Source organism: Marinobacterium alkalitolerans (genome assembly GCF_017776525.1).
Taxonomy (GTDB): Bacteria; Pseudomonadota; Gammaproteobacteria; order Pseudomonadales; family Balneatricaceae; genus Marinobacterium; species Marinobacterium alkalitolerans.
In genome coordinates, this window is the sequence record NZ_JACVEW010000008.1 from 70,748 (window position 1) to 92,810 (window position 22,063).

General features: G+C 57.8%; 21 protein-coding genes and 1 pseudogene. 14 read left to right on the plus strand and 8 right to left on the minus strand.

The features are described 5' to 3' along the window. Positions 1-10: 10 nt before the first annotated feature. The 3 genes from H9C73_RS06815 to tsaA form a co-directional block, all read right to left on the minus strand. Positions 11-1,918 (minus strand): diguanylate cyclase, encoded by a 1,908-nt coding sequence (locus H9C73_RS06815; protein WP_209287059.1) that lies wholly within the window; start codon positions 1,916-1,918, stop codon positions 11-13. Between the two features lie 79 nt (positions 1,919-1,997). Further along, a complete protein-coding gene (locus tag H9C73_RS06820; RefSeq protein ID WP_209287060.1) occupies positions 1,998-2,981 on the minus strand; it encodes an SLAC1 anion channel family protein in 984 nt (327 codons plus the stop codon). A gap of 86 nt (positions 2,982-3,067) precedes the next feature. After that, complete coding sequence (tsaA, locus tag H9C73_RS06825; protein ID WP_209287061.1) at positions 3,068-3,763, minus strand: tRNA (N6-threonylcarbamoyladenosine(37)-N6)-methyltransferase TrmO; 696 nt, start codon at positions 3,761-3,763, stop codon at positions 3,068-3,070. Between the two features lie 864 nt (positions 3,764-4,627). On the opposite strand from tsaA, the pseudogene H9C73_RS16440 reads away from it, so the two are divergent. The 8 genes and pseudogenes from H9C73_RS16440 to H9C73_RS06865 form a co-directional block, all read left to right on the plus strand. Continuing rightward, a pseudogene (locus tag H9C73_RS16440) lies at positions 4,628-5,248 on the plus strand (methyl-accepting chemotaxis protein); the annotation flags it as partial. A gap of 10 nt (positions 5,249-5,258) precedes the next feature. Continuing rightward, entirely contained in the window at positions 5,259-5,621 is a 363-nt protein-coding gene (locus H9C73_RS06835) for a response regulator (RefSeq protein WP_010321867.1), read from the plus strand. Between the two features lie 7 nt (positions 5,622-5,628). Beyond that, positions 5,629-5,952, plus strand: coding sequence for an STAS domain-containing protein (locus H9C73_RS06840; RefSeq protein ID WP_209287063.1), 324 nt, complete (start codon positions 5,629-5,631; stop codon positions 5,950-5,952). After that, entirely contained in the window at positions 5,949-8,003 is a 2,055-nt protein-coding gene (locus H9C73_RS06845; RefSeq protein ID WP_209287064.1) for a chemotaxis protein CheA, read from the plus strand. The genes H9C73_RS06840 and H9C73_RS06845 overlap by 4 nt, the downstream gene beginning before the upstream one ends. A gap of 31 nt (positions 8,004-8,034) precedes the next feature. After that, entirely contained in the window at positions 8,035-9,720 is a 1,686-nt protein-coding gene (locus H9C73_RS06850; RefSeq protein ID WP_209287065.1) for a methyl-accepting chemotaxis protein, read from the plus strand. A gap of 7 nt (positions 9,721-9,727) precedes the next feature. Beyond that, positions 9,728-10,261, plus strand: a complete 534-nt coding sequence (locus H9C73_RS06855; protein ID WP_209287066.1) for a chemotaxis protein CheW — start codon at positions 9,728-9,730, stop codon at positions 10,259-10,261. Beyond that, positions 10,258-11,100, plus strand: coding sequence for a CheR family methyltransferase (locus H9C73_RS06860; protein ID WP_209287067.1), 843 nt, complete (start codon positions 10,258-10,260; stop codon positions 11,098-11,100). Before H9C73_RS06855 ends, H9C73_RS06860 begins: the two co-directional genes overlap by 4 nt. A 1-nt stretch (position 11,101) precedes the next feature. Continuing rightward, entirely contained in the window at positions 11,102-12,166 is a 1,065-nt protein-coding gene (locus H9C73_RS06865) for a protein-glutamate methylesterase/protein-glutamine glutaminase (RefSeq protein WP_209287068.1), read from the plus strand. Positions 12,167-12,196: 30 nt separating this feature from the next. Here H9C73_RS06865 and H9C73_RS06870 read toward each other — a convergent pair whose 3' ends face one another. From H9C73_RS06870 to H9C73_RS06890, 5 genes are all read right to left on the minus strand, one after another. Further along, a complete protein-coding gene (locus H9C73_RS06870) occupies positions 12,197-13,831 on the minus strand; it encodes a Na/Pi cotransporter family protein (RefSeq protein WP_209287069.1) in 1,635 nt (544 codons plus the stop codon). 70 nt (positions 13,832-13,901) lie between these two features. Continuing rightward, positions 13,902-14,957 (minus strand): molybdenum ABC transporter ATP-binding protein, encoded by a 1,056-nt coding sequence (gene modC, locus H9C73_RS06875; RefSeq protein ID WP_209287070.1) that lies wholly within the window; start codon positions 14,955-14,957, stop codon positions 13,902-13,904. An 8-nt stretch (positions 14,958-14,965) separates the two neighbouring features. Further along, positions 14,966-15,652, minus strand: a complete 687-nt coding sequence (gene modB / locus H9C73_RS06880; protein ID WP_209287071.1) for a molybdate ABC transporter permease subunit — start codon at positions 15,650-15,652, stop codon at positions 14,966-14,968. After that, positions 15,639-16,376, minus strand: coding sequence for a molybdate ABC transporter substrate-binding protein (gene modA, locus H9C73_RS06885; RefSeq protein ID WP_209287072.1), 738 nt, complete (start codon positions 16,374-16,376; stop codon positions 15,639-15,641). The genes modB and modA overlap by 14 nt, the downstream gene beginning before the upstream one ends. A 32-nt stretch (positions 16,377-16,408) precedes the next feature. Beyond that, on the minus strand, positions 16,409-16,972 hold the full coding sequence (locus tag H9C73_RS06890; protein WP_209287073.1) for a ComF family protein: 564 nt from the start codon (positions 16,970-16,972) through the stop codon (positions 16,409-16,411). Positions 16,973-17,216: 244 nt separating this feature from the next. Here H9C73_RS06890 and bioB point away from each other — a divergent pair, with 244 nt between their 5' ends. From bioB to H9C73_RS06920, 6 genes are all read left to right on the plus strand, one after another. Further along, complete coding sequence (bioB, locus tag H9C73_RS06895) at positions 17,217-18,272, plus strand: biotin synthase BioB (protein ID WP_209287074.1); 1,056 nt, start codon at positions 17,217-17,219, stop codon at positions 18,270-18,272. Positions 18,273-18,281: 9 nt separating this feature from the next. Beyond that, positions 18,282-19,451 (plus strand): 8-amino-7-oxononanoate synthase, encoded by a 1,170-nt coding sequence (bioF, locus tag H9C73_RS06900; RefSeq protein WP_209287075.1) that lies wholly within the window; start codon positions 18,282-18,284, stop codon positions 19,449-19,451. Next, the gene (gene bioH / locus H9C73_RS06905) at positions 19,448-20,224 is read left to right on the plus strand and encodes a pimeloyl-ACP methyl ester esterase BioH (RefSeq protein ID WP_209287076.1); all 777 of its coding nucleotides are present in this window, start codon (positions 19,448-19,450) and stop codon (positions 20,222-20,224) included. The genes bioF and bioH overlap by 4 nt, the downstream gene beginning before the upstream one ends. After that, positions 20,211-20,993, plus strand: a complete 783-nt coding sequence (bioC, locus tag H9C73_RS06910; RefSeq protein WP_209287077.1) for a malonyl-ACP O-methyltransferase BioC — start codon at positions 20,211-20,213, stop codon at positions 20,991-20,993. Before bioH ends, bioC begins: the two co-directional genes overlap by 14 nt. Further along, a complete protein-coding gene (bioD, locus tag H9C73_RS06915; RefSeq protein WP_209287078.1) occupies positions 20,990-21,682 on the plus strand; it encodes a dethiobiotin synthase in 693 nt (230 codons plus the stop codon). Before bioC ends, bioD begins: the two co-directional genes overlap by 4 nt. Before the next feature lie 100 nt (positions 21,683-21,782). Continuing rightward, positions 21,783-22,028: a hypothetical protein gene (locus tag H9C73_RS06920; RefSeq protein ID WP_209287079.1), complete on the plus strand. Its 246-nt coding sequence runs from the start codon at positions 21,783-21,785 to the stop codon at positions 22,026-22,028. The last annotated feature ends 35 nt before the right edge of the window (positions 22,029-22,063 follow it).

Sequence of the window (22,063 nt, forward strand, 5' to 3'; positions counted from 1 at the left end):
CAACCCGCAATCAGGCTGCTCTGACCTGATTACGGCCTTTTTCCTTCGCCTGATACAGGGCCTTGTCGGCCCGGTTCAGGACATCGGACGTGTTCTTGTCGTCGGGCTTGATGGCGGTCATCCCAATTGACAGGGTCATGGCGATGTCATTGGCTTCCTGCCGGGTCGGGTTCTGCTCCATGCGTTCTCTGATCAGCTCAGCCAGATGGCGGGCCCCTTCCAGGTCGGTACCGGGCAGCAGGATGGCAAACTCTTCGCCCCCCAGGCGGCCCAGCAGGTCGGTCTTGCGCAGGCATTCAGTGGCCTCCGCCGCGAAATGTTTAAGGACCGCATCCCCGGCACTGTGGCCGTAATCATCATTGATCTGCTTGAAGTGGTCGAAATCAAGCATCAAAAGGGTGCTTTGATGTTTAAGGCGCCGGCACAGTCTCAGCTCTTCTTCCAGGCGCTCCAGGAACGCGCGGCGGTTGCTGAGGCCTGTCAGTGAGTCCGTAGTCGCCAGTTCCTGGAGTTTGCGTTCGTTTTCCTTGCGTTCGGATATATCGCGGAACACCGTGACGACACCGGTTATTTCGCCATTCTCCCAGAGTGGGCGACTGGTCACGACAACCGGAATCAGCTCTCCTGTGCGGGTACGAAACTGTTCGTCGCCCTCGTAGCTCTGGCCACTCAGCGGATTGACGAAAATGGGGCACTCGGACAGTGTCAGCTGGGCGTTTTCCTCATGGGAATGAAGCAGGTTGTGCAGGTTGCCCTGGTAGAGCTTGGTGGCATTGAAGCCGGTTAACCGAGTCACCGCTTCATTGATGTAGACGGTCTGGCCATCCAGGTCCTGTACATAGATGCCTTCACCCACGGCCTGACCAATGGCGTCCAGTTGTTGCTTCTGTGACTGCATTTCCAGCCGCTGCCGGTGCTGGTTGAGCAAAAGCCAGCCAAGCAGGCACATGACTACCAGGCTGATGCCCAGAGCACTGAAAAACTCCCACTGGGTGCTGGTGAGAATCGATGCGGACTGGAGCGCCAGAATGTAGCCGGCGGGGCGGTTGTCGAAGTCCAGCACGGGAATGAATGCGGCACTGTAACCGATGCTGTTGTGGTACAGCGCCAGAGCAAAGGGTTCACCCTGATCCAGTTTGCCTTGTAGGTTCAGCCGGGCCATCTGGGTGCGTAATACGTCCAGTGGCAGGATAATATTTTCCGGCAGCTGGAGGCTGTCACGGTCAACCAGATAGCCGCTGCTGATGACCGAGGGCTCAAAGGCCCGGGTGTTGTCCGCCACGCTGACCTGTTCGACCGATTCGCGGTGAAGCAGGAACAGAAACGCTTGTCCGGAGGCAAGAGAGGCCAGATCCTCGCTCACCTCGCGAAAGGAAACAGCCGTTTCCATCGTGCCGGTCAGCTCACCGGATGTAAAAATAGGATGAATGAAGCGAAAGCCGATAAACAGGCGCCCGACTTCAAAACCGTAGCGGGGAATGGGCTGGGTCTGCATCTGGCGCAGAGACGATCTGACCGGCAACAGGTTGTCGCCATGCATGTCCGGGGCGTGAAAGCGAAGGAAGCTGTTGCCGTCGGCATCGTGAAACTGCCATTGGCGAATGCCGCGAACAATCAGGTCGCGGAACTGGGGCCTCAACTGGCGATAAAGCTCGTTCCGGGCTTCATTCTGCTGCTCGCCAGTACTGTTGACACCCTTGACCAGCAGAGGCACAGCCGTGGGGTGTCGCAGGACACTGGTGTAAAAGGTATCCATGGCCAGGGCGTAGCGCTGAAGGCTGGCGTCATAGGTGGTCTGCAACAGCTGTGAGGTGTGATCCAGGTATTGCTGCTCCTTGTCGTAACGGATCTCGTTGAGAAAGGCGACGATCCCGACATAAACAAACAATAACACCAGTATGTAATTGGCTTTGCGCATGCACACTGACTCGGCAGTTTATAGGCCTTCAGTCAGCTTAACACAGATATGCCCGGTTTGAGTCTCGGGCTGCCGACACTTATTCCGGCCGGAACAGCTGTCCGGTGGAGATGGCCTTCACCGTCTTGAGCAGCAGCAGTGTCACGACAAAGGTCACCAGAATCAGCGAGATCCAGCTCAATACCAGGAAAAAGGGGTCACGGCTCTGTAACCACATGCTCTGAGTCGCGATGGAGAAGGCGGCCAGCGGAAAGCTGTAGGCCCACCAGGACAGGTAGAACCTGAGTCTGGAGAAACGAGGCCATTGTGTGAACAGCAGCAGCGTAATGAAAAGCGCCGCGTAGTAGAGCACCCGGGCAAAGTTATCGGCCTGCCCTCCGTTCAGCTGCAGATAGGACACGAACCCCACTGCCGGTGGCGCAATCATGATGAACAGTGTGGGCAGCAGCTTTTCCGGCAAGGGGTCATGAAACAGCACACGGTTGAACACCAGCGTCTTGAGTACCAGCCAATAGAGCAGACCGATAGCGAAAAAGAACCAGCTGGCTTCAGTATGTCCATGCTCAACACCGGCAATGGGGGCAATGATATTCCCGACCACCGGAATGAACCAGGCAGGTGTGATGTGCTGGATTCTGAAATGCGTGTGATGGATCCACTGATTCATCACGAACAGGGTCAGAATCAGATGCAGGGATGCACCACAGATCCAGAGATAATGGGACAGCGCTTGGGATATCTCGAAGGTGGCGATGGACAGCAGTAACAGACTGATGGAAAACGCCGGGAAAAAGCTGATCTGAATCGGATGCTTGAGCTCTCCGATCACCTGCTCCCGGTGCTGAATGCACTTGAACATGTAGACCGTGGTGATGATCAGCAGCACACAGGCGGTGACCACCAGCATGATCTGCGCCACCATCGGGTTGACGCCCAGTGTATAGGCAGCCTTTTGCCAGCTGAGCGTCAGGCCGGTCAGGCCCATAACGGTTGCAAAGAAGGCCACCGAAAAGTAGGCCAGCCAAGGGGAGTTTTGTTCGGGCCGGGAAGGTGTGGTGGTCATGCTGGGAGCTCTTTATAAGGATGTTCTTATATATTGTGTCGACTTGGCCTGGCTGAGGCAAGAGAACCGAACCGGACAATGGATGCTCATGCCGTGGGCCGATCCATGCTGATCACATGGATCTGTGACGGGCTGATTTTGAAGCGGATATTCAGGCCGTAGAGGCTGATGCCGTAAATTCTGTCTTCATCGCCTTTCTTATAGGCAGGACGCGGGTCGCACTGAAGAATTTCGTTGATCTGCCGGGCCAGTGGCTGATTCAGTGCCTGTGAAAAATGTTCACAGGCCACTTCCGCCTCGGGGCTGAACCTCAGCGGGAGTTCCAGCCGCTCGACCTGCGGCGCGAGTGCACATTCGGCATCCGGGATACTGTCGGCATAGGGCAGGTAGGGTTTGATATCCAGAATCGGAGTGCCATTGAGCAGATCGGCCCCTTCGACCTCAAGCTTCACTCGATCCCCGTCGCACTTGACCGCGTTCAGCCGCACGCAGGACAGCCCTATCGGGTTGGGGCGAAAGGGGGAGCGTGTGGCAAAGACGCCGACTCGCTGGTTGCCCCCCAGGCGTGGTGGGCGCACCGTGGGACTCCAGCCCTTGTCAGCCGTCGCGCTGAACAGAAAGACCAGCCAGATGTGAGTGCACTGATCCAGCCCGCGAACGGCTTCAGCACTGGCATACGGGGGTACCAGCTCGACCTCGGCCCTGACGGTGGCGAGCCCCGGTTGGCGGGGGATGCCGAACTTTTCGTCAAATGGGCTGTGGATAAAGCCAATGGGTTCCATAACACAAGATCTCCTGAAATGCAGAGCGTCATTCTAGCCCAGGCCTGTGACCGGATAACACTCCTTCTACGGACAAATCAGAAAAAAGCGAAAATCTATTCAAGTACATGAATACACTGGATTTTTAATATATTAGTTAAATTTAATTTAAATAAATATCAATTAGATTCAATGTCGTAGCTTTACATTTATTAATGAGCTGCTACCTTGAAGTCAAAATAATTTGTCTGGAGTGTGCTACACAAACAGCCGAATTAAAAGGATGCCCCCATGAGTGAATCGGCTACAACTGCCGGCTATTCGCGTTTTAATAGCCGCAATGCAAATGGTACTGCAAAAGAAAAGTCCGTCTGTTTTTTTATAGCGGTCGTCATTATCCTGAATGTGATGACCCTGCTTTTCACACTCTTCAATGGGGAGTTGCTGGTATTGCCAGCACTCGTCCTCTCGACAATTGCTCTTGCCTTAATGCTGGGGTCCGGCAAACGAAAATCGTCAGTTCAGGTCGATCGCTCCCCGGAAGACAGGGTACAGGCGCAAAGCGCAGACGACGTCAAGTCTGAATGCCTTAACCCTTCATTGAAAACCATCCTGCCTGTCTATCGTCAGTTGCTTGCAGAAGGCCGATTAACGATGGAAGAGTCGGTAACGGATCTGACAGAACGGTTTGACAGGCTGAATAACATTCTCAATGTTGCGCTGAATACCGATGACCAGAGCGGTTTTGAGACGCGCCAAAAGGCCTTGACTGAAGTAACGCAGTCCGCCCGCAATACCTTCCAGGAGCTGATGGGCTCGCTGGAAGACTCCGAGCAGCGAGATGCTCACACATGCTCGATGATCGAACAGTTGTCCGAGCACAACAACTCCCTGGTCGGGTTTTCCGATGTCGTGCGTGATATTGCTGACCGAATCAACCTGCTGGCATTGAACGCTGCAATCGAGGCTGCTCGAGCGGGCGAGCATGGCCGTGGCTTTGCCGTTGTTGCCAGTGAAGTCAGGGCCCTGGCCAAGCAGTCTTCTGAAGCAGGCGATGAAATACAAAAAGTGGTTAAAACGGTCAATCAACAGATTAATAAAATACTGGAACAGGCACAGGAGAATCTCTCTCTGTCGAATGAAGCCAGAGCTAATAAAAATGAAACCATTCACAGGACAATTAATAATATTGACCAGCATGTTTCGATTATAAGCTCTGATGCTCAGGCCTTATTGCAATTAAAAGATGATGTCTCAGACGAGGTGAGCATGGTTATTATGCGGCTTCAGTTCCAGGATGAATTAAGCCAAATGATCACTCACCTGGATGAATCCATTATTGAAATAGAGCAGTGGCTCGAAAAGGACAATATCAAGCAATCACCTGATTTCCGGCAACACTTGAGGCAGTTGGCAACAACTGATCTGGAGCGGGCGCTTCTCGACGGCAGGCCTGTCAGCCGCTCCGGCTCTCAGGACTCGGATGACGAACTCACATTTTTCTGAGGAACAGACGATGAGTAAAACGATCATGGTTGTGGATGATTCAGCCTCTGTTCGACAGGTTGTAAGCATGGCACTCAAAGGCGCAGGTCACAGTGTCGTGGAGGCTGTCGACGGCAAGGATGCGTTGCAAAAGCTGGATGGCCGCAAGATCCATTTGGTGATCAGCGACGTGAATATGCCCAACATGGATGGCATCACGTTTATCAAGGCACTAAAGAACCAGTCGGCCTACCGGTTTACGCCGGTTTTGATGCTGACGACCGAATCTGAGGCGTCCAAAAAGGCTGAGGGCAAGGCGGCAGGTGCCAAGGCGTGGCTGGTGAAGCCTTTCAAGCCGGATGTGCTCCTGTCTGCGGTTACCAAGCTGGCATAGGTGCCTCATGTCGAAAAAAACAGCATCTGCGCCTGAGAAGTGGTCGATCGAGAATGGGCTGAGCATTTTTGATGTTGCTGCGCTTGAAGCTCAATGCCCCTGGTTACAGTCATTGCCCCGTGACAAGCAGTTACGGCTGAGGCTGGTGGGTATCGAGGAGGTGGATAGTGCCGGGGTGCAGTGGTTACTGGCCCTGAAGCATCGGCTCAAGCTGCACGGAAATGAACTGGTACTGGATGCAGAAGCATCTCCTGAATTGTCAGAGGCCCTGCTGCTGATGGGCCTGACCGAGTCCCTCGGCATTGCAGTGGCTGCAGAGGAGGATGCATGACAGATCCTGTTGATATCTTCCGAGAAGAAGCCTTGGAGCACCTCAGTAATCTTGAGGCTGCGTTACTTGAGCTGGAGCAGGCACCGACATCCGCCGAGGAAATTGATGCGGCTTTTCGTTCAATGCACACCATCAAGGGTGCAGCCGGGATGGTGGGGTTTGATCACCTGTCTCAGTTCACACATCACCTCGAAACCCTGTTTGACCGGGTGCGTGAGGGGCAGGTAGAGCTCACGGCACCGCTGATTAACCAGATACTGGAAGCACGAGATCACATTGAGCGCCTGCTTGATGACCCTTCGCCGTCGGTAGAGCTGCAGGCGGTCAGTGCCGCCCAGATTATCCAGTTCACCGAGGTAACCGGCGAAGAGCACGCGGGGCCGGAGCGTCAAGAAACGGGGCATGCGTCGCAGACAGCTGCAGGTGAGGCGCGGCTTTACCGGATTGACATCTGCCCGGCAGCCGATGCATTTCGAGATGGTTTTGATACCTTGCCACTGCTGAAAGAGTTGTCGGGGCTGGGTGAAATACATGTGACCACCCGCCTGGGCAGCAGCTTTGATCCCCGGCATTTTGAACCCGAAACCTGTGTGCTGGCGCTGAGTGTTGCACTGACCACGCACGCCAGCCGCGAATCCATTGAAGATGTTTTCATCTTTGTGGGAGACGAATGGCAAATAGACATAACTGCCATCACGGCTGATGAAGACTGTCGTCTTGGCGACCTGCTGGTCGATCAGAAAGTTGTGGCACCCGATGCCCTTGAGCAGGTACTGGAGCAGCAGCCTCGGGCGGGGGAACTGATCACGGCGGCCGGGCTGGCAGCGCCTGAAACGGTACAGAGCACCCTTGACGAACAGCGCTTTATTCGTGAGCAACAGAAAAAACAGCGCAAGGCGACGCCTGAGCAAAGCATCAAGGTGCCTCAGCACAAGCTGGATCAATTGATGGATCAGGTGGGTGAGCTGGTTATTCTTCAGGCGCGCCTGGAACAGCTTGCTCTCGAAAGTGACGATGAGCGTGCGTCTTCTCTGGCAGAGGAGCTGTCCCGCCTTTCGACCGGCCTCCGGGAAACCACCTTTGATATTCGGATGTTGCCAATCGGTTCTACCTTTGGCCGTTTCCGCCGACTGGTGCGTGATTTGGCCAATGATCTGGGCAAGGAAGTCGTGCTCGAGACCGAGGGGGCTGAAACCGAACTGGACAAGGTCGTGATTGATCGCCTGTCTGATCCTCTGGTGCATCTGCTCAGGAACAGCCTGGATCATGGTATCGAGACACCTGAGGTTCGCCGGGAGAAAGGAAAGCCCGCACGTGGGCATCTTTGGCTCAGTGCTTCTCAGCATCAGGGGCAGATACAGATCCTGATTCGTGATGACGGGGCCGGGCTGGATACCGAGCGAATCCTGTCCAAGGCTATCGAGCGAGGCGTGGTGCAGCCCGGCGCTGACCTTGATCCACAGGAAATCTATCAACTGATTTTTGAAGCGGGCTTCTCAACGGCCCAGACCGTTTCAGACGTTTCCGGGCGAGGCGTCGGTATGGATGTGGTGAAACGCTCCATTGAATCCTTGCAGGGGCGGGTGCAGCTGGACTCAACACTCGGTAAAGGTACTGAAGTGTGTATCACCTTGCCCATGACGCTGGCCATTATCGATGGCCTGATGACCGGTGTGTCTCGAGAGCGGTACGTACTGCCCTTGAGCACGGTGGAAGAGTGTGTCGAAGCTGTACCTGAAACGGAAGATGAGAACTCTGGCGTCAGACTGATACGGCACCGGGATGCGCTGATTCCCTGCCTGCGTCTGCGGGACTTTTTCCGTGTCGGCGGTCAGCCTCCCGAGATTGAGCAGACAGTGGTTGTGCGGGTCGGAGAGGCGCTGATGGGAATCACGGTTGATGAAGTGGTAGGTCACTTTCAAACCGTTATCAAAAGCCTGGGGCGGCTGTACCAGGGCGCTGGGGGCGTTATGGGCGCAACGATTATGGGAGATGGGCAAATTGCCATGATTCTTGACGTGGGCGAGCTGGTGGAACAGGCCCGCAAATAAGCATGCAAATTGCCTGATAAAGGGGGATGAAATGAAACGTATCACGATAAAAGCCTTGCTGTATGCCGGCTTCACCCTATTGGTCCTTTTGTTGGCGGCCAACAGTTATCTCAGCCTGTCTGCACTGGACCGGTCTCAGTCACGACTTGATGAAACCATTAACGGGCCTGCCGAGAAGGTCAAGCTGAGCGGTCAGGTGCGCGCCAACCTGCTGGAGCTTGACCGCATGACCAAGAACATCATTCTGGCCCGTCGCACCGAAGTGCGTCAGCAGTCGGCGCAGGCATTCAGTGAGGCCCGTGGCACTCTGAATGAGCGGCTGGATGCGTTATCGGGTCTGGTGGATACGGCGCAAGGCCGCGAGGCACTGGAGATGTTCAACACTCAGTTATCCGAATATGTGGAGATCAGTGAGCGCGTAAGAGCCCTTATTGAGAACGGCAGTGTAGGCAGCCTTCAGTCTTCATCAGATGCCAATCGGCAGGCATTTGCGCTGCTGGAGCGTGAAGGCGATCCGGCACTGACAGAGGCTGAACAGGCCCTGAGGACGCTGGTACGCATTAATGATGCTGACATGGTAGCGGCGCTGGACCGTGCCACACAGCGTTACTCTGAAGCCCGTAACCAGCTCTTGAGTCTGCTGGCCGGGTCCGCTGTCATCGCCATTATTGTTGCAGCCCTGATCATAATGCGCATCAACGAGGTCAGCCGTATCGCCCAGCGTATTGGCCAGGGGGACTTGAGCCAGTCGTTTGATCCTGCTGCCAGTGACGCTGATATCTACGGTGTCTTGCGCGCCATGAATGAGCGCCTCAGGGACATAGTCAATGAGATCAAGGAGGCCTCAGGCAATGTCACTACGGGCAGTGTTGAAATGAGTAATACCGGGCAGCAGATCGCTCAGGGCGCTACCGAGCAGGCATCGTCGCTGGAAGAGGTGTCTTCTGCCATGGAGCAGATGACAGCCAACGTCTCCCAGACCGCAGATAATGCCCGTCAGACCGAACAGATAGCGTTGCAGGCTGCAAAGGATGCACAGACCACGGGCGATGCCGTACAACAGTCGGTGGGCGCCATGCAGGACATTGCTGAAAAGATCAGCATTATTGAAGAGATCGCCCGTCAAACCAACTTGCTGGCATTGAACGCGGCCATCGAGGCGGCACGTGCCGGCGAGCACGGTAAAGGGTTCACAGTGGTTGCGGCCGAGGTACGCAAGCTTGCCGAACGCAGTCAGAAAGCCGCGGGTGAAATCGTCGAACGCTCCAATAATACGCTTGAGGTATCCGAGCGGGCTGGCAAGTTGCTGCAGGATCTGGTGCCCAGCATTCAGCGGACCTCCGGGCTGGTGCAGGAGATCAGTGCCGCCAGCGTGGAGCAGGACAAGGGCGCGTCTGAGATCAACAAGGCGCTGCAGCAGCTGGATCAGGTCGTGCAACAGTCTGCTGCATCTGCCGAAGAGATGGCCGCGACCTCTGAAGAACTTTCTGCCCAGGCCGAGCAGATGAATACAACGGTTGATTTCTTCCAGCTGGGGGGTGGGCAGGCCCAACAGGCCAAAAAGCAGTCCGGCCGTCAGGCGAAGCGTAATACCACCTCTTCCTGGACTCGCGGTGATTCTTCAAAGGCTTCAAGCACAGGGGCCGGTCAGCCTTTGAATGAGCGTGGCTCGGGCATCGACATTGATCTTGATGACGAAGAATTTGTCCGTTACTGAGGTGCTTATGGATGATCAAACCGAACTGGCACCCATGGATGCTATTCAAAGCCTGCAGATCCTTTCATTTGTACTGGATGAAGAGTGGTTTGGTGTAGAGATCAGTGGCATTCAGGAGGTGCTTGAGTATCGCAATGTCACTCAGGTGCCACGCACACCCGATTTCATGCTGGGGGTCATCAACCTGCGTGGTCGAGTGATTCCGGTGGTGGACCTGAGGCGTCAGTTTGAAATGCATCTGTCCGCACCGACCGTGGATACCTGTATCGTGATCATTCACGTTGAAGTGGACGGTGAAAATACCCCGCTGGGTATCCTGGCCGACAGGGTGCATGAGGTTGTCGAGATTGATACAGCCGATATCAAGCCGCCACCCAGAATCGGCAATCGCATCAAAACCGCGTTTATTTCGGGCATTGTGCGCCATGACGAGCACTTCATTATTCTGTTGCGGCTGTCGAAAGTCTTTGCGCCTGAAGAGCTGGATCTGGTGAGGGAGCAGGTGTCTCAGGAAGAACCAGCCGAATGGGATGATGTATGAATGCCGGTAATTCCGGTTCCCTGAGCGCACGTGACCATCGCAAGGTGGCGCAGTTTATTGAGCAGGCTGTTGGCATCCAGCTGCCCGAGCATAAGCGAAGTCTGATTGAGGTGCGGCTGCGAAAGCGCCTCAAGGAGACACGCTACACGAATGTGTCTGACTATATCGATTACGCCCTGTCAGAAGAGGGGGCGGTAACAGAGCAGCCTCGGCTGATTGATGCCATTACAACAAACAAGACTGCTTTTTTCAGGGAGCCGGCGCATTTTCAGGTGCTGTCACACTGGATCATCGAACAGCAAGAGGCAGGGCAGTCGGGGTTCAAGTTATGGAGTGCGGCCTGCTCAACAGGTGAAGAGCCCTATACGCTTGCGATGGTGATGGCTGAGCTCCAGGGGCAATCGGGGAGCCTGAACTTTGATGTCCTGGCGACGGATATCTCTGAAACCGTACTGCAGAAGGCCGCAGGCGCAACCTATAGTGCGGAGTCGATAGAACCTATCCCTTTGCCTCTGAGAGAAAACTATTTGCTGCGCAGCCTCAAGCAAACGCCCCCTTTGTACCGGGTGACGAAAGAGCTGCGTGAGCGTGTCCGGTTTGGCCGCTTTAATTTGATCAGCGGCAGTTACCCAAGCAAGCCAGGTTTTGACGCCATATTCTGCCGCAATGTCATGATCTACTTCAGCGCAGATGACCGTGCGCGGGTGATTCGACAACTGCATGCGGCCCTGAAGCCGGGGGGGCTTCTGTTCATCGGCCACTCGGAGAGCATCGGCCCTGTCCATCCGGGGTTTGAAACCGTGGCTCCCACCGTATACCGGCGAAGTGATGGAGGATGAGATGATCAAGGTTCTGATCGTAGATGACTCGGCCGTGGTGCGCCAGGGGCTGACTGAAGTATTGGAAGCGGACCCGGCAATCGAAGTGATAGGCGCGGCTGCAGACCCCTATCTGGCAGTTGAAAAGATGCGCCGCCTGAAACCGGATGTCATCACACTGGATGTTGAGATGCCACGCATGGATGGCATCACCTTCTTACGTAAGCTGATGTCACAGCACCCCATTCCGGTTGTCATTTGCTCTTCGCTGGTTGGGGAGGGAAGCGACACGCAAATCAAGGCACTGGAATACGGCGCCGTTGATATCATCGCAAAACCTGCGTTTGGTACTCGCCAGTTTCTGCAGGAAAGCAGGACGCGTATTCAGGACTCGGTCAAAGCGGCGGCCGAGGCGCGTCTCAAAAAGTTGCCGGTGATGCAGTCCCGCCAGAGTCAGCCCAAGCTCTCGGCTGATGCGGTTCTCTCATCTTCTTCCATTAGACCCATGACGGAAACGACCGAGAAGATCGTGGCAATTGGCGCTTCGACCGGGGGAACCGAAGCCGTTCGCGTGATTCTGGAAGCCATGCCCGCGAACTGTCCGGCACTTGCCATCGTGCAACATATGCCAGAAGGCTTTACCCGCTCATTCGCCAAGCGGCTTGATCAGTTGTGCGATATAAAAGTCAAAGAAGCGGAGGACGGGGATACGCTGCTGCGTGGCCATGCCCTGATCGCGCCCGGCAACCGGCATATGCTGATTCAACGCAGCGGTGCCCGCTATTACGTTCAGCTGCGCGACGGGCCTTTGGTAACCCGTCACCGTCCTTCAGTGGATGTGCTGTTCCGGTCTGCTGCGCGGCATGCTGGGCGAAATGCTCTGGGGGTTATTTTGACCGGCATGGGCGATGACGGGGCCGCGGGCATGCTGGAGATGCGAGAAGCGGGTGCTGCCACCCTGGGGCAGGATGAAAGCTCAAGTGTCGTCTACGGCATGCCCCGTGAGGCGTTTGCTCGGGGAGGGGTAGAGCATCAATTTCCGCTCAGCCAGATGGCCTCGGCGCTGCTGAAAGTGACCGGAATGTAGAAGCTGCCTTTCACCTCACTCCCGGCCCTGTCAGGGTTCGTTGTGCAACAGGGTCGCACGGTGCTGAACCGGTGTTGTACTGCTCCAGTAACGCGATGCCTTTTCGGCCTGCTCGCCCAGGCGATGTATGTGGCTCAGTGCGTCCAGAAGTGTGACGGAATCCGAGGGTGACAGCTGGCTGGACAGGGTCTGGTTCAGCAGATGGCTTTTCAGGTGTTGATACTCCCGCTCCATCTGGTGCTTCATCCGGTGGGTTTCGTACCCCTGAGTGGCCTGGTCATCCCGCACTTCACAGGCATCAATCAGGTGAATCACGGCTTGCTGGTACTCATGGATGCTGGAGCGCACCCCCGAATCTTCCAGCTGCTCAAACACCGGGTAGTATTCGGGCAGACGTGCGGCCAATCGGGCCATTTCGCTGAGGTAGCGAGCCACACGCAGCGATATGGGCAGGGTTTCGCTGATCTCGGCGCTCAGGTTCTGTCGTGCTAGTTCCTGGTTAAAGCTGCCGATACGGCCAATCAACTGGTTCAGGCTCTCGTACTGTTGCTCCAGCCGTCCGGCGGCGCCGCGCTCGGCACTGATCGCCTCGCGTGCCATACGGCTGCAGATACGGCTCACGCGGGCGAGCTCCATGTTGATTGCTTCAACGGCCAGAGAGGGGGTGGTCAGGATGTTGTTATCCAGATAGCGCGGCTTGGCCTCGCTCTCCTCCTCGGTACGAAAGCGTTTTTTCAGGAACCCGACCATGCGGTCGGTCAGCGGCCACATCAGCGCCACGCCCACAACATTGAACAGCGTATGAAACAGCGCCAGCATGGTGACCAGGTCAAAGTCTGCCGCGTTGATTCGGTTCAGAAAGCTCGCCATCAAGATCAGGAATATCAACCCCACCAAACCGGTCAGCAGGTTGAAAATGACATGGGCTGCGGAGATGCGCTTGGCATTGGGTGTGGCACCGATAGAGGCCATCAGGGCGGTAGTGGTGGTGCCGACGTTGGCGCCGATGACCAGTGCCGCGGCAGCGGCCAGTGTGATGCTGCCGGAGTGTACCAGCGACAGGGCGATGGCAATGACGGCAGCCGAGGCCTGCATCAGAAAGGTCATGGCGATCCCGGCCACCACGAACAGGGCCAGCGCCAGTGGGCTGCTGCCGAATTCGGCCAGGGGCAGGCTGTCACTCAAGCCGTCAAAGCTGGCGCGCAGGAAGTCCAGCCCGATAAAGAACAGGCCAAAGCCCACCAGTGCGGTGCCCAGATGGGCCGGCCGGCTGTTGTTGCCGGTAATCCGCAAGACCATGCCCAGACCGATCAGCGGCAGTGCAAAGGCACTGATCTTGACCTTGAAACCGATCAGAGCGACCAGCCAGCCCACCATTGTCGTGCCGATATTGCTGCCGTAGATGATGGAAACCGACTGCGCCAGAGACAGCAGGCCTGCGTTCACGAAACCCAGTGTGGCGACGGTGACGGCACTGGAGGATTGCACCATCGCAGTGATCAGTGCACCGGAGAGTACTCCTTTCAGGCGTGAGCCGGTCGCACGTTCCAGCGTGGCCTTGAGTGAACGGCCGGCGGCCTGTTTCAGGCCATTGGTCAGCAGCTGCATGCCCAGCAGAAACAGGCCGATACCGCCAAACAGTTGGCCCAGCATTTCCAGTGACATCAGGCGTTCTCCTCCATGAAGCGTCATTTTAAGCTAGCAAAGTGTGCCCCTTCGGTCGAGAGGTGGGCCGCTAATGCTCAAGCGCGACGGATTTGATCAAGGCCACCATCGACTGGCCCGGCTCAAGTGCCAGCTGGTCGCAGGCGCGGCGGGTGAGCATGACGGGTAAAAGTGCTTTGCCAAAACTGACGGTCACCTGCATACGGCCCGGATCCAGGGGGGACAGCGACTCGATACGTACCGGTAACTGGTTCTGCAGGCTGGTGTCCGGTACCGGCTGTGCGGCCAGAGATACATCGCGGGCATGGATGGAGACCCGAATACTTTGCCCGGGCTCGAGCTGCTCGGCCGGGACCCAGATCAGCGGCGCTTCCGGCGCGCAGCGAATGCCGGCCAGTGCATAGTCGTTATCGACCTGTTCGACTTGCCCCTGCAGCAGTGCCTGTGCATCCGCCGTGATGGCCCCGGTGTGTGACAGCAGCTCGACCGGGTTTCCGGATTGGGCCACTTGCCCGTCCGAGAGGCAGACCAGGTGGTCTGCCAGACGCACCACTTCATCAGGTGCGTGGGTTACATACAGGATCGGGATCAGGTGACGGTCGTGCAGATCACGTATCAGCTCGAGAATCAGGTGACGTGAGGTCTGGTCCAGCGCGCTCAAGGGTTCATCCAGCAGCAGCAGGCGAGGGCGGCTCAACAGCGCCCGCGCCAGTGCAACCCGCTGGCGCTGCCCCCCCGAAAGCGTGGCGGGCCGGCGTGCCAGCAGTTCGGACAGTTGTAAGCGGTCCATGATCCAGGCCGAGTCCATTTGCGGGCCCTTGCGTGCATAGCGGTCGGCAAAGGTCAGGTTGTCGGCGACACTGAGGTGCGGAAACAGCCGGCTGTCCTGAAACACCATGCCCACGTCCCGTTTGTCCGAGGCCAGAAACTGCTGTTGTGAGCTGTCCTGCCAGACCTCTCCCCGGAAATGGACTAGCCCCTCCTGTGCCGGCTCAAGACCGGCCAGCAGCCGTAGCAGGGTAGACTTGCCGCATCCCGAGGGGCCGAACAGTGCGGTGATGCCGTTGGTCGGCAGCTTCAGGTCGAGTGCCAGCCGAAACGGGCCATAGCGGTGTGACACTCGCACGTGGAGGGTCATGGCATGACCTCGGCAGGTTTGCGTCGCTGGGCTGTATACAGTGCCAGAAGTGCTGCCGCCGAAAAGGCCAGCATCCCGCCGGCAAGCCAGTGCGCACGGCTGTAGTCGAGTGTCTCCACATGGTCATACAGGATAATGGACAGGACCTGGGTTTCACCCGGGATATTGCCACCGATCATCAGTACAACACCAAATTCGCCCATCGTATGGGTAAAGCCCAGTATGCCGGCGGTCAGGAAGCTGCGTTTGCACAGGGGGATCACCAGCCGGCGGAGCCGATCGAGGGGGCCGGCTCCCAGCGTTTTGGCCGCCTGCAACAGGCCTTCGTCCAGCTGCTCGAAGCCGCTTTGCAGGGGTTGCACCACAAATGGCAGGGAGTAGAGCATGGAGCCGATCAGCAGCCCCGTGAAGCTGAATGCAAGGGGGCTGTCGGTCAGCGCATTCCAGGGAGCGCCCAGACCCCCCTGAGGCGAGAAGGCCAGCAGCAGGTAGAACCCCAGTACGGTGGGAGGCAACACCAGAGGCAGTGCAACCAGCGACTCGATGACCGTTTTCCAGCGCCTGCGCGTATGGGACAGCCACCAGGCCAGCGGTGTCCCCAGCAGCATCAGCATTAGGGTGGTGGTGCCGGCCAGTTTGAGCGTCAGTCCGATTGCGGCCAGGTCCTGCTCAGTCAGTCCCATGCGGTACCTCGTAGCCGTATTGGCGAATCAGCACGCGCGCCTCCTGGCTGTTCAGAAAGCGCATGAAGGTGTCCGCCAGCGCATTATCACGGCTGGGCGTCAGCCGGACCAACTGTTGCTCGATGGGAGCGTGCTGCGTATCGGGTAGTCGCGTCCACTGCCGTGCCGGGACCGATCTCTGCAGCAGGAGTGATACGGCTACCAGCCCCTGATCCACATTGCCGGAGTCCACAAACTGGAACGCCTGCGCAATATTGGTCCCCTGCACCGGTTTCACGCTGCTCCAGAGGCCATTGGCGCTCAGGAGCTCCCGTGCTGCCTGACCATAGGGAGCGGTTTTGGGATTGGCGATGGCCAGACGGCCCGGCCTGATGGCGCTGAGGGATGAAGGGGTTTCTCGGGGCTGCCAGAGGGCCAGTTGACCGATGGCGTAGGTCTGGCGTGAGCCCTGAAGCGCATAGCCTTCCTGCTCCAGTCGGGTGGGGCGTTCACGGTCCGCCGCAAAAAATATGTCAAAAGGCGCGCCCTGCCGGATTTGTGCATACAGGACGCCAGTTGAAGCCGTACTGATACGAATATCCTGCAGGCCGTGCGGGTCGAATGCGTGTACCAGCTGTTCAAGCGGATACGCGAAGTTGGCCGCAACTGCCAGACGCAGGCTCTCGGCGTGTGCACCCGTCGAGAGCAAACAAAGAAGCAGCAGGCTGTATGTGATGGATTTCATGCTGTATTCCGGCCGAACATGCGTCTGCCAATTTAGCGAACCTCCGGTGTTCTGGCCAGCACCCAGACATCAACCTGCTGTGCACCGGCCTGCTTCAGCAACCCCGCCAGGGTGTTTACGGTGGTGCCGGTGGTCATCACATCGTCAACCAACGCAACATGCGCAGGAGGCGTGCACTCAACTGCAAAGGCATCCGCCAGATTGCGTCGCCGTGTTTGAAGGTCCAGCTCAGCCTGATGTGGGGTGGGGCGTATTTTGTGCACGTCTTCCCGGACCGGACAGGCGATTTCCTGTGCCAGCACGCTGGCCAGCAGCCGGGCTTGATTGAAGCCTCGTTTGGACTCGCTGGCAAGGTGCATGGGCACGGGAATGATCGCGTCCGGCCAGGTTCTGTGTTCATGGTGCAGTTTCAGATAGGTGGCCAGCAGCTGCCCCAGCCAGCCGAGCGGGTTGGGTTTGCGCCGGTATTTCAGAGCAGGGAGGATCTGGTTTAACGGAAAGTCATAGCGAAAGGCCGCCAGGCTGTGGTCAAAGCAGGGAGGCTTCCTGCGGCAGGCTGCGCAGGCATATTCAGCCAGGCCGGGTGGCAGGGGCAACGCACACCGGGGGCAAAAGGAAATCAGCCAGGGCAGGTCCGCATGACAGCCTTCACACAGACCGCTTTGAACCGCCGTGTAGATGCCGCAAAGGCTACATTTCTGTTTAATAAATGAGCAGTAGTTTATCGTGTGCGTAAACATAGGTTGACAGTTCCCTCTGTCGATTTATGATGAGATCCAGTTTTCATCGTGCGCCTTAATACCCGCGCCACACCGATTATGTCACAAGGGGATTGACGTTATGCAAAGCCAGGCTGATGTGCGCCATGACTGGACTGAACAGGAAGTCCGTGAGCTGTTTGAATTGCCCATGAACGACCTGCTGTTTCAGGCGCAAAGTGTTCATCGCCAGCACTTCAATCCCAACGAGGTTCAGGTCAGCACTCTGCTGTCGATCAAAACGGGAGCCTGCCCGGAAGACTGTAAATACTGCCCGCAGAGTGCCCACTACAATACCGGGCTGGAAAAGCAGCGCCTGATGGAAGTGGAAGCGGTATTGAACAAGGCGAAGCAGGCCAAGGAGGCGGGCTCTACCCGTTTCTGCATGGGGGCCGCCTGGAAGCATCCGACTGATCGTGACATGCCCTACGTGATCGAAATGATCAAGGGCGTGAAAGCGATGGGGCTGGAAACCTGCATGACACTGGGCATGCTGAAGGAGTCACAGGCGGAACAGCTGGCTGAAGCGGGGCTGGACTATTACAACCATAACCTGGATACCTCGCCGGAGTTTTACGACAAGATCATTACGACGCGCACCTACGAAGACCGTCTGGATACGCTGCAACACGTCCGCGACTCCGGCATGAAGATCTGCAGTGGCGGTATTCTGGGCATGGGTGAAACCGCCAAGGATCGCTACGGTCTGCTGATGCAGCTGGCCAACCTGCCGCAGCAGCCGGAATCGGTGCCGATCAACATGCTGGTGAAGGTACAGGGCACGCCTCTGGAAGACGTGGAGGATCTGGACCCGCTGGAATTCATCCGTACCATCGCCGTGGCCCGAATCATGATGCCGAAATCCCATGTGCGCCTGTCTGCCGGCCGTGAGCAGATGTCTGACGAGCTGCAATCCATGGCGTTCTTTGCCGGTGCCAACTCCATTTTCTACGGCGAGTGCCTGCTGACCACGCCGAACCCGGAAACCCACCGTGATCTGCAGCTGTTCAAGCGCCTGGGCATTCGTCCGGAGCAGCGAATTGAAGATTCTGATGCGGATCAGGAGCAGAAGCTGGCCGCCGAGATCCAGGCGCAACAGGACGCTGAGCTGTTCGTTGATGCCACCGCCACGCACTGAGGCGCGCCCATGTCCTTCAATGATCTGGCTGCCGCGCTTGAGGCGCGGCGGCAAGAGAACCTTTACCGCCAGCGCCGCGTGCTGGAATCGGCTCAGGGGCCGGAAGTCAGTGTCGATGGCAAGCGCTACCTGGCGTTCTGTTCCAACGATTATCTGGGCCTTGCCAATCATCCCGAGGTGATTGCGGCACTCAAGCAGGGGGCCGACACCTTCGGTGTGGGCGGTGGGGCCTCTCATCTGGTCAACGGTCATTCACAGGCGCATCACGAACTGGAAGAAGAACTGGCCGATTTTACCGGCCGTGAGCGGGTGCTGCTGTTTTCCACCGGCTACATGGCCAACATCGGTGCCATCAATGCACTGCTGGATAAGCAGGATGCGGTGTTTCAGGATCGGCTCAATCATGCTTCGCTGCTGGATGCCGGTCTGCTCAGCGGTGCCCGTTTTCAGCGCTATCTGCATAACGACCCCGACAGTCTGGCCCAGCGGCTGGGGCGCTCCGAGGCCCGTCGCAAACTGGTGGTTACCGATGGTGTTTTCAGCATGGATGGGGATATCGCCGATCTGCCGGAATTGAGTCGCATCACCCGCGAGCAGGATGGCTGGCTGATGGTCGATGATGCCCATGGTTTTGGCTGCCTGGGTGCAACGGGCGCCGGCTGTGTCGAGCACTTCGGCTTGAGCAACGATGAGGTACCGGTACTGATCGGGACTCTGGGCAAGGGCTTCGGAACCTCGGGGGCGTTTGTCGCCGGCTCCGAAGTGCTGATCGAAACCCTGATCCAGTTTGCTCGCACCTACATCTACACCACCAGCATGTCACCTGCGGTGGCTCAGGCGACCCGTGCCAGCCTCAAGCTGGTACAGGCCGAACGCTGGCGCCGTGACAAGCTGGCGCAGCTGATTCAGCGTTTTCGCCATGGCTGCGAGCAGCTGGGCTATGAACTGATGGATTCGCCAACGCCGATTCAACCGATCCTGATCGGTGATGCCGGCGAGGCGATGCGTATCAGTGCTGAACTGGAAGCACGTGGCATCTTCATCAGCGCCATCCGCCCGCCAACGGTACCGGCGGGCAGCTCCCGTCTGCGTGTCACCCTCAGCGCCGCGCACAGCGAAGAGCAGGTCGATCGCCTGCTGGATGCACTGGACGCCGTGCGTGCAGGAGGTGCTGCGTGAGTTTGTGGTATGAAACACGCGGCAGGGGCCCCGAGCTGGTACTGCTGCACGGCTGGGGGCTGAGTTCCGATATCTGGGGCGACTTGGCTGACGGTCTGGCCGAGCGCTACCGGGTGACGTTGATCGACCTGCCGGGGCTGGGGCGCTCAGCCCCGGCCGGTGATATGTCGCTGACGGCAGTGGTTGATGCGCTGCTGGAAGTCGCGCCCGACTCGGCGCATTGGGTGGGGTGGTCCCTCGGAGGGCAACTGGCACTGTCGGTGGCTCAGCGGGCACCCGAGCGTATCCAAAGCCTGAGCCTGATCGCGGCCAACCCCTGTTTCGTGGCGCGTGAAGATTGGTCCTGTGCCATGGCGCCTGAGGTGTTCGGCGCCTTTGTTGAGTCGCTCGCGGACAATGAAGCCAAGACATTGCAGCGCTTTGCCGCCCTGCAGACGCGCGGCTCGGCTACGGCGCGTAATGAACTCAAGCGGCTCAAGTCCGTCATTGTGTCGGCCGAGCCTCAGGCGCTTGCATCGGCACTGATGCTGCTGGAGTGCGACCTGCGCTCAGCGCTGGCCGGAATGAGTTGCCCGGTGCAGTTGATGCTGGGTGCCGAGGACCAGCTGGTGCCGGCCGAGCTTGCGACCCAGGCACCAGCGCTGAACCCTCGCCTGAAAGTTCAGGTGCTGGAGCAAAGCGCCCACCTGCCCTTTGTCAGCCATGCCGGTCAGGTGTTGGACATGCTGAGTGCACTGATGCAACAGGTGGATGGTGTCGATGCAGCGGGATAAGCGCAAGGTGGCTCAGGCGTTCAGCCGTGCGGCCGGCAGCTACGATACTGTTGCTCAACTCCAGCGAGACATTGCAGATCAACTGATGCAATGGCTGCCGGCTCAGGTGGACGGTAACCTGTTGGATCTCGGATGTGGTACGGGATATGCCGCGCCTTACCTGCGTCAGCGTTATCCACAGGCACCGCTGCTGCACCTCGATCTGGCGCACGGAATGCTGAGTTATGCCCGAGAGCAGCGCCCGGTTGCGGGTGCCCATTACCTGTGCGGCGATGCTGAAGAGCTGCCGTTGGCCGACAGCAGTATCGATCTGATCTGGTCCAGTCTGGCGGTTCAGTGGTGTGAACAGCCTGAGCGCTTGATGGATGAGTTGAAACGGGTCCTGAGACCGGGAGGGCGCTGCATGCTGGCAACGCTGGGGCCGCATACCCTGCATGAGCTCAAACAGGCATGGGCGGCCGTGGACGACGATGTTCACGTCAATAATTTTGTCTCCTTGTCGCAACTGCTTGAGCACAACCGAGGCCTGACCCTGGTGCGTTCTGAAACGGAGCACAGAGTGCTGCGCTACAGCCGTTTGCAGGAGCTGATGCATGAGCTCAAGGCTCTGGGTGCGCATAACGTCAATCGGCGTCGTGAACAAGGGCTCAGCAGCCGGCAACGTTTGATACGCCTGCTGGAAGCCTATGAACAACAGCGGCTGGATGATGGTACGCTGCCGGCGACCTACGAAGTCTATTATCTGGAGTTGCGTAAGGAGTCTCTGTGAAAAAGCGCTTCTTTATTGCCGGTACCGACACCGATGCCGGTAAAACACTGGTGACCACCGGTCTGTTGGCGGCTGCCAATCGCCAGGGGTTGAGAACCATTGGGCTCAAGCCGGTCGCGGCGGGCTGTGAGCAGACCCCTGAGGGCTTGCGCAACTCCGATGCCCTGCAGTTGCAGCAGGCGGCCAGTATTACGCTGAGCTACGAGCAGGTAAATCCGGTGGCGTTCGAGCCGCCCATTGCGCCCCATATTGCCGCCGAGCAGGAAGGGCGTACGCTCAGTGCCGACCGTCTCGCGGCCTATTGTCGCGGCGCCATGATGCAGCCGGCCGACCTGGTACTGGTAGAAGGGGCGGGAGGCTGGCGAGTGCCGTTAAGCATGCGCGAAAGCCTAGCACGCTTGCCTCAGCTGCTGGAGCTGGACGTCATTCTGGTCGTGGGCATGAAGCTGGGGTGTATCAACCATGCGATCCTGACAGCGGAAGCGATCGCGCGTGACGGCCTGCACCTGGCAGGCTGGGTCGCCAACCATATTGATCCTGACATGAGCTGCCCGGATGAAAATCTGGCAACGCTGGAGCGCCTGTTCCGTGCACCCTTGCTGGGACGTATACCCTGGCTGGACAACCCGACCCCTGAAGTCGTTGCCGATCATGTTGATCTGAGTCCTCTGCAGTTGAGTAAAAAGTGACCAGAGCCAGGCTTTGTTCTATACTGGTCCCAGAATAGGTCCAGGCTTGGTGGCCTGAAACGCAACAGTCGGGCAGTTAGCCCGCAAGGTAAGGTGAGTCATGAACGTTACAGCTGCTCAGAACAGTGGGTTGTTCAACGTCAACCGAACTTTGGACAACGCGCCCAAGGCATCCGGTGATGTACAAGGCAGTGGCAAACCTGAAGACAGCAGTCTGGCATCCGGCCGAGAGGTCAACCCTGCAGTTGCCCAGTCCACTGTCGAAGCAACCACCGAAGCGGCGTCCACCAAAGTGGTGAACCAGGCCGATGAGGTGCTGGGTAACCTGATCGACACCCGCGCCTGACGGTCAGGTGACGCGTCTTTGACAGCCGGTCAAGA